This window comes from Xenorhabdus cabanillasii (assembly GCF_003386665.1).
GTDB classification, from domain to species: Bacteria; Pseudomonadota; Gammaproteobacteria; order Enterobacterales; family Enterobacteriaceae; genus Xenorhabdus; species Xenorhabdus cabanillasii.
This window is the reverse complement of record NZ_QTUB01000001.1, coordinates 1,730,156-1,741,567: the sequence shown is the minus strand read 5'-3', so window position 1 is coordinate 1,741,567 and position 11,412 is coordinate 1,730,156. Positions and strand designations below refer to the sequence as shown.

Annotated in this window: 9 protein-coding genes; all 9 read right to left on the bottom strand. The window is 41.3% G+C overall.

Annotated features, from left to right (window positions below):
* Positions 1 to 11 precede the first annotated feature (11 nt).
* A complete protein-coding gene (gene recC, locus BDD26_RS08290) occupies positions 12 to 3,392 on the bottom strand; it encodes an exodeoxyribonuclease V subunit gamma (RefSeq protein WP_115826219.1) in 3,381 nt (1,126 codons plus the stop codon).
* A gap of 576 nt (positions 3,393 to 3,968) precedes the next feature.
* The gene (locus tag BDD26_RS08285) at positions 3,969 to 4,232 is read right to left on the bottom strand and encodes a helix-turn-helix domain-containing protein (RefSeq protein WP_115826217.1); all 264 of its coding nucleotides are present in this window, start codon (positions 4,230 to 4,232) and stop codon (positions 3,969 to 3,971) included.
* Positions 4,233 to 4,899: 667 nt separating this feature from the next.
* On the bottom strand, positions 4,900 to 5,097 hold the full coding sequence (locus BDD26_RS08280) for a hypothetical protein (protein ID WP_115826215.1): 198 nt from the start codon (positions 5,095 to 5,097) through the stop codon (positions 4,900 to 4,902).
* A 431-nt stretch (positions 5,098 to 5,528) separates the two neighbouring features.
* A complete protein-coding gene (locus BDD26_RS08275; protein WP_115826213.1) occupies positions 5,529 to 5,798 on the bottom strand; it encodes a PAAR domain-containing protein in 270 nt (89 codons plus the stop codon).
* A gap of 70 nt (positions 5,799 to 5,868) precedes the next feature.
* The gene (locus BDD26_RS08270) at positions 5,869 to 6,753 is read right to left on the bottom strand and encodes a hypothetical protein (protein WP_147299007.1); all 885 of its coding nucleotides are present in this window, start codon (positions 6,751 to 6,753) and stop codon (positions 5,869 to 5,871) included.
* A 70-nt stretch (positions 6,754 to 6,823) separates the two neighbouring features.
* Positions 6,824 to 8,353 carry a hypothetical protein gene (locus BDD26_RS08265; protein ID WP_115826209.1) on the bottom strand — a complete coding sequence of 510 codons (1,530 nt, stop codon included), beginning with the start codon at positions 8,351 to 8,353 and terminating at the stop codon, positions 6,824 to 6,826.
* 5 nt (positions 8,354 to 8,358) lie between these two features.
* The gene (locus tag BDD26_RS08260) at positions 8,359 to 8,832 is read right to left on the bottom strand and encodes a hypothetical protein (protein WP_115826207.1); all 474 of its coding nucleotides are present in this window, start codon (positions 8,830 to 8,832) and stop codon (positions 8,359 to 8,361) included.
* Complete coding sequence (locus BDD26_RS08255) at positions 8,829 to 9,173, bottom strand: DUF4123 domain-containing protein (RefSeq protein ID WP_115826205.1); 345 nt, start codon at positions 9,171 to 9,173, stop codon at positions 8,829 to 8,831. The genes BDD26_RS08260 and BDD26_RS08255 overlap by 4 nt, the downstream gene beginning before the upstream one ends.
* The gene (locus BDD26_RS08250; protein WP_115826202.1) at positions 9,170 to 11,182 is read right to left on the bottom strand and encodes a type VI secretion system Vgr family protein; all 2,013 of its coding nucleotides are present in this window, start codon (positions 11,180 to 11,182) and stop codon (positions 9,170 to 9,172) included. The genes BDD26_RS08255 and BDD26_RS08250 overlap by 4 nt, the downstream gene beginning before the upstream one ends.
* Between the last annotated feature and the right edge of the window lie 230 nt (positions 11,183 to 11,412).

Genomic DNA, 11,412 nt, shown 5'->3' with positions numbered 1-11,412 from the left:
TAATATTCTCCCTATTTTTTCTTTAAATAGTACGCCATAGGCAACAAGTAGTTCTGTACTTCGCGTTTCATACGTATCCAAAATGATTGATCCACCTGTCTGAAAGCTCTTTGAGTATAAGCATCATTAAATTCACCCTTTTTTCCTTGTGTTCCCAGCCATTGCTGCATTAATTTGCTTTCCGCTTTTTGCTGAGCTTCCTCACTAAAGTTGATCTGCTGGCTTTCCTTGTCGTAACAAGCCTCCAGCCATGCCCAACCGCTTCGGCAGAACAGAGGAAGAGGCTCGGACATCCCTTGAAAATAGCCTGCAACCAACTGATTCAGATGGTTCTTGGCTTCATCGGTTGTCAATGGTGAAAAACGCCATGCACTGCTTTCCCTTCCATACATGCGACTTTCACCTTCTCCTCCTGAGAAGCAGTAGGCAAGATGCTCAATCCATAGTTGGATACCATCATTGGCAGTTAAGTTCGCCGGACGCCAACATAAAATTCCATCAGATTGAACTTGGTTAATTTTTCCGGTCAGAGTAACAGTGTCTAATTCATGGCGTAACGCTATGAAAGAAGAGTCCATTCTCTCTTCTCGTACCTTCTGTGCCAATGGCTGCATCGCCTCAAGCTGATTCAGCCAATATACCTCACCAAATGCCCCGTGTGGCAACCCACCTGATGCACGGAGGTGATAAAACAATGACTCAGGTTGCCCCTGCTCAAGCAAAATGTTCAATAACAATTGATTGAATTGATAACGTTGCAAATGATCCAATACAAAGGGTTCTTCCTCAGGTAATTCCGTTTCTTCGATAACAAAATGGACTTTCAATTTTTGCTGAAAAAACGCCCTGACCGGATGACGATAAAAACGAACCAGATCATCCAATGTCACTTCTGTTATCTCACGAGTATCGCAATCTAACGGCTGACCAAAATTAACGGGGGAAATGCCTTGCAAACTGGCCGCCGCTAGCCATTCAACCGCATAACTTTGCAGCTCATGATCGGGTTGAAAGTTTTCCGTGGCAAAAGGAACACGCGTATGCTGCCGCAACAGATGATTTCTGACTTTTTTTGCACTGTCATCCACATTGAGCATCTCATCTCCCGGCAAGCAACAACTCTGGCAAGCATAATCCAACAGTTCGTTGACCAATACAGAAGGGTTACATTCTGTATCGTCGCGAATTGATTTACCAATGTAACTAATATACAAACACGCTTCCGCTGACATCAGTGCTTCCAGAAACAGATAACGGTCATCGTCACGCCGTTTCCTGTCCCCTCTCTGGCTTTTTTCTGTCATCAGATCAAAGCCAAGCGGTGGAATTGTTCGCGGATAAATACCATCATTCATTCCCAACAAACAAACAACCTTAAAGGGAATAGAGCGCATTGGCATCAGAGTACAGAAATTCAGGGAACCCGCCAGAAAACGTTGGCTGATCTTCTCATCATCAAAACGAAGAGCTAACTCATCACGCAGTAAGATCAGGGGGATCTTTTTGCCATAATGTGCATGCAGACCATTCTCAATCACCTTCTGCCATTGCTGGGTGATCAATGCCAATACCAGCTCGGTTTCATTATCCGTAATAAAAAAGGTTTCCAGCAATTGTGGACAAATGCCAAGCCAGTCCGTCAAGGATTGCTCTTCACTCAGGAGCCTGCGCCAGCGATTTAATTCCATCAAAAACTCAGCCAGTTGCCCGGCCAGCTCTGCGGCAAGGCCACTGGATTCATCATAAGGTAAAACCTCATTCCACGGGCCTGCGTGGCTGTCCATTGCATAACCCAGCAACATGCGTGTCAAACCAAAATGCCAGGTATTCTGCCCCGTGGCAGGTAATGACAGCGCTTCAATATTGTCATCATCCAGCCCCCAGCAGATACCGGATTCCTTTACCCAACGCCGCAATAAACGTAGCCCATCTTCCTGAATTGCGAACTTATCAGCCAAAGAAGGCACTTCCAATAATGCTAATACCTGCTCGGCTGTAAAACGGCTCTGAGGTAAATCCAATAGAGTAATAAAAGCCTGCAATACCGGATGAGCCTGACGGGCTTTACGATCAGAAATGGCAAAAGGAATATAACGTTCATCCGGTGCGTTACCGAATACGGCCTGAATATAGGGCGTATAATTGTCGATATCGGCCATCATGACGATAATGTCCCGCGGAGTCAGAGAAGGGTTATCATCTAACAGACGCAGTATTTGATCCTGCAAAACTTCGACTTCTCTCTGTGGACTGTGACACGAATGAAAAGACAAAGAACGATCTCCCCAGACAATCTGTCGTTTTTTCAGACTGTTTTTGAATGTACTTTCTGTAGAGCCAATTTGGGCATGATCTTCAAGATGCAGGATATCCCGCTGGAGCTGATGCAGAATACAATCTGGCTCCAGTTCAACAAAAGCATGGATGTCAGCATCCGGCTCCAACTGGGACAACAGGTAAAGATTATCTCTTCCTAATTTTCCCCATGAAGCCAGTAAAGGATTACTCAGATTCTGTTCCCCTTCTTCATTAAAAAGGGATGACGCATTATCTGGATCTCTGAACCGTTCTAATGATTGCTGGCTGCGGTAATGTCTGGGTTTACGACTGTTCAACTTGGCAAGAAATGCGTAATTCTGAATATCACCCCAATAATATTGGCACGGGTTAGTGAACATCAGGTGGATATCAATCTGCTTACCTAGTGCCTTGAATACTTGCAGGTAGGTGGGTGGTAAAGAAGATATGCCACAAATAAAGATCCGTGAAGGCAGTTTTTCCTGTGGAAAATTTCCATCTTCCAATGCTGAAATAAATCGATGATATAAGTTGGCACGATGCCACAGAGGTTGCTGTAGTTGATACGTGTACTCTATCAACTCGATCCATAACCGTTTCTGCCATTCCTGATGCGCATTGAGTCCATCAACGAGTTGCCCACTTTCCCAGCTCTCCAGCCATTGAGGACGATAAACCAGGTATTGGTCAAACAGGTCAGCAACCCTGCCAGCCAACTGGTGTATCTTACGTTTATCATTATCCTGATCGAGATAATGCCTGAGTGCCACAAACTCAGGCTCTGTTAACAGGCTGGGTAAAAGTGTCATCAGCTTCCATTTCATGGCATCTTTGCTGAATGCCCCCTCTTTGGGAACATCAGGCAATACCTGTGTAAACATCTGCCAGATAAACTTTGCCGGCAAAGGAAATTCCATATTTGCAGCAATTCCCAGTTTCTCTGCCAGTTGAATTTGCAGCCACTGTGACATACCGGGGCTTTGCACCAGGATCACTTCTTTGTCAAATGGGTTAGCGAGGGGATTTTCCCTGATAAATATCGCCATCAACTCTTTCAGGATATCGAGTTGATTTGAATGATAAACTTTAAACATCAATGCCCCACTGGAATAGAACAACCCAATCAATATACTGATATTAAATGATATTTATAATTAACCCATCCAAATCTATACGAATTTCTATACAAATTAAACCATCGCTGGGCTTTTTATCTTATATACTTTCCTAAGATAACATCACTCTTATAAACCATTATATATGGTGAAATATCATCCAATAATAACCCTCTTTATAAACTATCCGTTATTTTGTCACGCATCCGTTTCAAACAACATCGTGATTTTTCACTACTGCGATTTGAAATATCGACAGTGGTTAATCAGTTCGCTGCAAACGTAATAATAGCAACCGGAAGATATTTTTCATCTGACCGGCAGCCCTCTTAGAGAGGAGAGCACTTTGTAGGTATCAATAAGAATTGCGCAAATAAAAACTGATAGGGCAAAGTCAGTACGCCAAGCGTTTCTATTTTGTGAAAAGTGTTGGGGTGTATTTCACCGAAAACTATTGAAGAGGACAGTTAGGCTATAGTGTCACCTCATCAAGTGATAATACATAAAATTATTTAATGAAGTGACTATTTCCCTGATATTGCGATATTAGAATAATTATCGATTTGATTCTGCTCGTGGTCTGCGCTCAACAAAGTTACCGTACATATCTACATAACGACTAGGCCAAATTTCTGCGGGGTGAATGCCGAGGAAATTTGCAACAATCCATTCACCTTTCGGCCAAGGGCGTGATAACACATTTGCTAATGTAGAAGAACATAGTCCCGCGTCACGGGAAACTGCCGCTAAGGTTGTACCACGTTTACGTAATGCGGCGATAATGTCGGCCTGATGCCAGTCTTTTTTAATTTCAATCATTCCTGCTACCCCTTTCCACTAATGAATATTGATGGTGGCGATTCAAGCAGGGTTAGCAGACCGGGAGTAACCAACCGGCGAGGCCGAAGCCTCCCCTACCTGAATCACCATTGAAAGGGTGATAGCAAGCACCACTGGTAGAGATTCCTACCAGCGGGGTTACTCTTCAAGGCTGCTAAACCTTACCATTGGATTGTGCCAATGGCGGAATTACTTTAACTGATTGTTTTATCTAACTCAATAACTGAACCGCTAAGTTGAACGACTATCAACCCGCTTAGCGCAGTACCTGTGTACTTTAAATTCAGTTGATCCCTGCGTGACCAAACTGAGAGTGAGACTCTTTTGTAGGTAAAGGCGCAGTGAATCCTGTCCTCAGTGATTACACAAACTCAGGGGAAGAATACGGACGGCTAAATTAATCGTTGTTGTTTATTCTCGTTCGTGATCGCTTCGCTATCCGTATTTCCCCTGTGTTTTTCAGACTTATTTTACTCATTTCGAAACATTCCCTGCGTGTCGGTTAGGTTCACCGTTCCGTGGTGCATCAGATAATGTGTAGCAGGGCGAGAATTGTGTTGAGTTTTTGCAGGAGTTCGTTACGTGCTCAGCACGACGATGGAATACTCCCCGTTCAGTGCCTGATCAGCTCAGGATGAACGCCTCATTAATCGTGACGTGGTGTGATTTCTCCTTTTTTACGGCATCGGCCTGTTGCAAGGCAGTGAGTGAAAAACAAACGGAATAAGTCGGTAAGAGGTGAAAAAGTGCCCATAAAAGCGCTGTCATCCAGTAATACAGGGTTCAAATTGGTCGAAAAGCCAGCCTGGTTGTGCTCTGGATGTTGGCTGCCCAGCGGCGTCACTTGGTAATCGCTCCGCTCATGCGCAAGTGACGCCGCGCAGTTTTCAGGACGTTTATCGTGCGTGAATCAAAATGTAGATTAAGATTCGTGCAGGGTAAAATTGTTATGGTAAACGTGGCAGGGGGACTGCTCTACGTGAGTGATAAACCGGTGATAACATAACCGGAAGACTTTAATCGTCAGACAGTGTGTTATCTGTCTGACGATATCTGCTTCCAAAAGTGCGCAGATGTACCGCATTGCAATGCTCTCCCTTGCAGGCTACGGGAGTTTTTCATAGTCACTCGAAAGCGCTTCCTTCCAGACTATTAGAAGCATTGATGAACTGGTTCAGACTATCAGATTCTTTATATTGTGGCAATGAAAACGCTGATTTTACGAATTTAAATTATTATTATTCAATGTGTTAACCACCATCTCATCAAATACTCTCAGCCAATATTTACACTGCCACCACCAATAACAACGCCACCGCAATCAACGGCATCTCCCGTTCTGGCGGCTGGTCTTCCCTCAATAAAAACTGAACCTGAACCACCAGCTATAGTCCGAGAATGGGATGAATGTGATTGTAGGGTATCTCCCTGCCGGGCGAGATAAGCACCATCAATCTTGACACTGTTGGCACCAGTAATGACAGGGGTTGCCGGACAATCGCCGTGTTCTGTGCCGATATCACCAATTTTGACTGCGTTACCCATATATGTTTTTCCAAATTTCTTTGAAAAGAGGAGCGCAGTTTTTTAGATTTGCGTCCTCTTAGTATTTTAATTATCGCGCCACAATGAATCTATTTCCATCGAAACGGAATTTTGGAGATATAAGTAAAATTGTATCATCCTCTATATCTAAATATCTAATAGGAGATGGACTCATATATACTACTCTACCATCTAAAGCGATTTTTATTTTAGATTCACTAAAATCTATAGGCTGTAGTTTTAGCATATTATCGTTTAATGTACTTTCAAATCCCAGAGAAGAAAAATATGACTGTATACTACCACCATTGGCTTTTACCGATTCATTTAGCATTTCTTTATGGGTTCTTTTCAATCCTGATATATCTTTTGAATTTAGTAGGTTCCAGTATTCTTGATAAGAGGATTGGAGTAAATTTTGATATGGTTCTGGTAGAAAATTAACCACTTTTTTATCTTTTGAAAATTGAGCGGAGTTAACCCACATCCATGTGGAATAATTTTCTTTTATATCAAATTGTTGCGTGTATTCATAAAGGTGTTTATCATTATGGTAAATTATCCCCTCACTAGGTAGCATTTTCCCCCATTCATTAGTTCCGAAAGTTATATTTAGAGATGAAAAAGATTTATTATGTTCGATGTTATCATTAGGGTTATATTTTATGCTAATAAAATCCAAAAGATGAGTATCTAAATTTCTTTCTCTTGCTTTTAAAGTAAGTTGGCAAAGTGCTCCCTTATCAAAGTAACCTCCCTGATTGTTTGATGATTTAACAACAAATCTAATTTTGTTTTTTTTAGGTTTTAGATATTCACCTATTCCAATTAAGGTATTCATGGGACCATTTCCGTAATATGATGTCACTATAAGATCATTTACAAAAACATCCATAGCACATTTTTTTAATTTAATGTCTAGCCTATAATCCGTTGGTTCAATTTCTATGTTCATAGCATAACCTTTAGAGAGAAAACAAAAAAACAAAAAAACAAAAATATTGATTTTATTAATCATAACTTTCTTAGATTTTTTTGAAGTCAATAAAATAAATAGGATCCATTTCATCTTTATCAGCAATGGGCACTTCAATTTTTGCTAATTTTTTACTCCATAAGTCACCCCCGCTATCATATTCTTCTAGGCTTTCTTGACTGACTTTATTATTTTTGCTTTTTCTTTTGAATCCTGCTTTTACCTCTGATTCAATAATTAACTTTAACCCTTCATGAGAAAAAGTAATTCCTAACCCTGATTTATCACATATTAGACCAGTTGAAATTTTTGTTTCCACTTCCCCATATGCTGTGAATAATCCTTCAATAAACAAAATTTTTGCTCCAGCTTCAACTCCAACACTCAACTCTAAACCTAAGCTACCCCCGATCTCTCCTATAGGTTCTATTTCTTTGTTTTTCTTTGTTAATTTGAAGTCTGTATTTAATAATTCACCATCTATAGTAAGATCTATATAAAATATAGCTCCACCAGATAATTTATTTTTCGGGTCATTTACTTTCTCAAGTTGTTCTTCCATTGTCTCCCGTAGTTCTCTCCAGTATCTTCCTGCTCTTGGTGTTCCTAATATTGCAATTATTACGTTAATCATATCAATTTTTATTGTCATTCCAAATAAAGGAGAAAAGGAAAGTTTCCAGTCATACTGAAAATCAGGAAGTGAATCAATAAGTACTAATTCCTTTTTTCCTTCGATTGATATATTAGGACCATTTAATAATACCTCTTTTATACCAAGATTCCCTCCTGCTTTTTTAAAAATCTTATCCCCCATATTTTCTATGGATTTTCTTAATCTTTCAACTATTGAATTTTTATGTTTCCATATTTTTTTCTTTTTTTCATATGGGGTTAATTCAAAGTTATTTTCTTCATCAAAGAAATTATCTGAACAACTGAAATCTATTGTATATTCTCTTTCATGAATATATTTTCCAATTTGGTTCCATCTTTCAACTTTTAGCTCTTTTTTTAATTTTTCTAATTCTTCTTTAGAATAATCGGAGCGTTTTGCTTCAATATGATCCTTAACATTAGTAGTAACCCCTATGTCGAGAGATGCTGAAATTGAATATTTGGGATACACATTAATTTGCGTACTTTGTACCAACCCTGAACAATCAGTGGTTTGTGAATAATACGTTTTTCCTTCTATACTATTATCCCATGATGTAAATAAACTTTGAATTTTATCCCAAATATTCATTTCAGGTAATTTTGCATCGCTCTTAATAGTATAAGTCGAACTTTTATGCTTGGGGTATAATTCGAATTTTTCTTTGTTGTCTTGTGAGTATATATAAGTTCTAGGGCAATTTAATTTCTCACTTATACATTTGACAGGTGTTAGCTTCGAAGTAAGTGTATATTCTCTTTTCTCTGAAATGATATTAATCACTTCGAACATCTTGTGCTTTTCTGGAAAGTTGAGATGAGTTTCTGACTCTCCTTTTATTTCATATTTATGAGTGCAAGATGGTGGTGTATCACATGTTGCACAAGCTTTTCCTGCATTAGTCCCAACAACAGTATCCATTTCTATTATTCCTCAATATCATAAATAAACTGATTTGCCCTATACCAGCCGGGAGTTCCATCATCAGCAAGTCTGGCTAAAATGGATTTATCAAACTCATCAATATCAAAATCGTCTTCTCTGATCACTTTTTTAAGAATTCCTTCCATAGAACGAGTGTTTGTTATTTTTTCATCAATAAGATAATCATAGAAAAAAGCTAAAAATGGCATTGAGTTAACAATACTTATACTTTTTCTTATCTCTGTCAGTTCAGATAGCAAAATTGATTGAAGCTTTTGTAAATACTTCTCTTTTTGCTTTATTTCTATCAATTCATATTGTTCTTCGCTGATTTTAAAAATCTTATATTTTCCTTTGGCATTGTCAGGAAAGGGCTCTCTGATTTTGGCAAAGTTATCCGTGTGTTCTTTTTCAAGATAAAGTGTCGTAATCTGTGTGATAGGTCCCAAAAAGCAGTGTACTTCCCAGTCACTCAATACTCCGAGAAAATCCCAGATATTACGTGGATCGTAAAAACGAAAAAAACGGGTTTTTCCTGCTGAGGAAGCAGGACTTGCAGGTATTTCCGTAAATGCTGGCGTACGGTTTTCATATCTGCTGCACTGTGGACGAAAATTCCCCACGGTGTTTTGCGGCATTCCAGCCAGATTTTAACTTTTTCATCCACCTGTACCAGATAAGGGGCGATTTTAACCAGTTCTGGCTGGAGAGGTTCGCCATAAAGGCAGGCGGAAGGCGGGTCATAACGCTCCAGCATCAAAAACAGATCGGGTTCTGCGGCACCATCAATAATGGCATAAAGCTTTTCCTGACTCATTCCTGTTTTTCCTTCTCTTTCATTGGGCAGTGAGCGACAAACATCGAACCTTCACTTGCCGCTGCAAGCAGGATGGCAGGATTAGCAGGTGCCAGTAAATCACCGGGGCTGCCACCTGAGTTCAGGTTGATCGCTGCACCTTTGATATCAATACCACCGGCATGAAGCACAACAAAACTCCCGCCGACACTCAGGGTAATTTTGCTGCCACTTTGCAGGGTAAGATCGCCCTGGGCATCCACGCTGAATACCCCCTGAATTTTTTCAGCCAGATCGCCTTTGAGCTGTAATGAGCGGTCACCGTCAATCTGCTCAATATAATTGCCAGTGGTTTTATGATCCTGCTGACCTTCTACGGTGATTTTACGGTTATTGGCTATCACTAGTTCATCGTCATGACCGATGCTGGTTGTGCGATCATAGTTAATGCGTTCTCCCCGCGAATTGCGTACCTGAATGGCAAGGTTTTTCTGCGCATGAATAAATACTTCTTCGCGATCTTTCTCATCCTCAAAGCGCAGTTCGTTAAATCCATCACCTTTGTGGGTTTTCGAACGGATCGACATTTGAGTTTTCGCCATTGGCAGGCGGTTTGGTGGAATATTGTTGGCATGATAAGCCCGCCCGACAATAATCGGCTGGTCGGGATCGCCGTGGACAAAATCCACCAAGACTTCGTGCCCAATACGGGGAATGGCAATCATGCCCATTAATTGCCCTGCCCACGCCTGACTGACCCGTACCCAGCAAGAGCTTTGATCGTTAAAATCTCCGTACCTGTCCCAGTCAAACTGGATACGGACTCGCCCGTGTTCGTCACAGAAGATTTCTTCCCCTTCCGGCCCAACGACCGTGGCAATATGTGGCCCCTCCATTTTGGGTTTTGGATAGGGAGAAGGACGATAAGAGTTTTTTCGGGTGGTGAAGGTAAATTGGTTAGACAACCATGTACCGCCCTCACCGGACTGGGTTTCATCTGCCTGTGGCTGCCGCCCGGAATGCGTGATATGAATAAGCTGCCATTGGTCGTTAAAAGCCTCTCTGGGGTGATCATCTAGGTTAAACAATTGTCCCGGCCACATGTCAAAACAATCACCATGGCCGTTACCAAGCTGCGTATCCCGGCGCAGGTATTCCAGACGATACTGGCTTGCCCGCTGGCCTAAATCATCATCTTTAAAACGGCTGGGGAAATCGTAATAATGATAGCTGTTCAGTATCCGCTGATGATCAAGATTGCGCCCTTCGTACCCGAATTCCCGGTTCCAGCGTGGGTTCTTAAACGTTCTGTCTTTGGTGGTGATATTGGCAACTCCAACGTGCTCTGACCAGCTAAATTGGTGAATACAGGGTGTTCCACCCGTGACATCAGCTTCGGGGCGGTAAGGGACACTGATGACCTGATTGAGGGACAGACAGGAATCGTGAAAAACAATACGTTGTTCGTGCTGTTCCTGATCGAAGGTGAAGTAGTAAAAAATACCCTCATCAGCCAGTAAGCGCTGAATAAAGGCCAGATCGCTTTCATCGTACTGAACGCAAAATTCCCGTGGCGGGTGTTTATAACCCAGCGCGAAGAAAAAACTACGCACGCCGTTTTCTCTGAGCAGGCTTTCCACAATATCCACAACGGACTGATTTTGGAAAATTCGGCTATTGACACGCAATGATGCACGCCATAAAGGAGGCTGTAGTGTGATATGGTAGTGGCTGCAATGTCGCCCGGTAGAAAGCAGTGAAAACTGGGTGATCATCCCGGTGATTTGCCGTTCAACTTGTCCATTGCGATGCACGGCAAAAGCGGCATTTCTATCGAGGACATCGGAAAAGTTAATCTCCGGGGTTTTACAGGTCAGTGTGGCTTTCAGCCGAAAGGGGGAAGACAGTGACTCCTGTAAGGAAAAATCCACGACAGCAAAGGTTTGTTCGGGTAAATTATCCGTAATCAGAGTAAATATTAAACCTGAGCGATCAAGTAGTTGATTGATTTTATCTATTACCCTGCTCATTTGTGCTCTCCATAATCTTTGGATGTATCAATCCTTATCTAGTGCCTGAATGGTAAAAATAATTTACTAATAAAATTACAACTGTCTATTTTGGATACAGCGGAGCAGGGTATAACAAAATTACTTATATGTTCCAGTACGAATAAAAGCACATCAGGAAAATTGTGATGAACTTCTCTGACTAAATAAAATCGGATAATTACCTAATGCCAATTTAACGTAATACAACA

Bases quoted from the DNA above. Each gene is read 5' to 3' on its own strand.
- recC (WP_115826219.1), bottom strand. From the start codon at position 3,392: ATGTTTAAAGTTTATCATTCAAATCAACTCGATATCCTGAAAGAGTTG.
- BDD26_RS08285 (WP_115826217.1), bottom strand. From the start codon at position 4,232: ATGATTGAAATTAAAAAAGACTGGCATCAGGCCGACATTATCGCCGCA.
- BDD26_RS08275 (WP_115826213.1), bottom strand. From the start codon at position 5,798: ATGGGTAACGCAGTCAAAATTGGTGATATCGGCACAGAACACGGCGAT.
- BDD26_RS08270 (WP_147299007.1), bottom strand. From the start codon at position 6,753: ATGAACATAGAAATTGAACCAACGGATTATAGGCTAGACATTAAATTA.
- BDD26_RS08265 (WP_115826209.1), bottom strand. From the start codon at position 8,353: ATGGATACTGTTGTTGGGACTAATGCAGGAAAAGCTTGTGCAACATGT.
- BDD26_RS08255 (WP_115826205.1), bottom strand. From the start codon at position 9,173: ATGAGTCAGGAAAAGCTTTATGCCATTATTGATGGTGCCGCAGAACCC.
- BDD26_RS08250 (WP_115826202.1), bottom strand. From the start codon at position 11,182: ATGAGCAGGGTAATAGATAAAATCAATCAACTACTTGATCGCTCAGGT.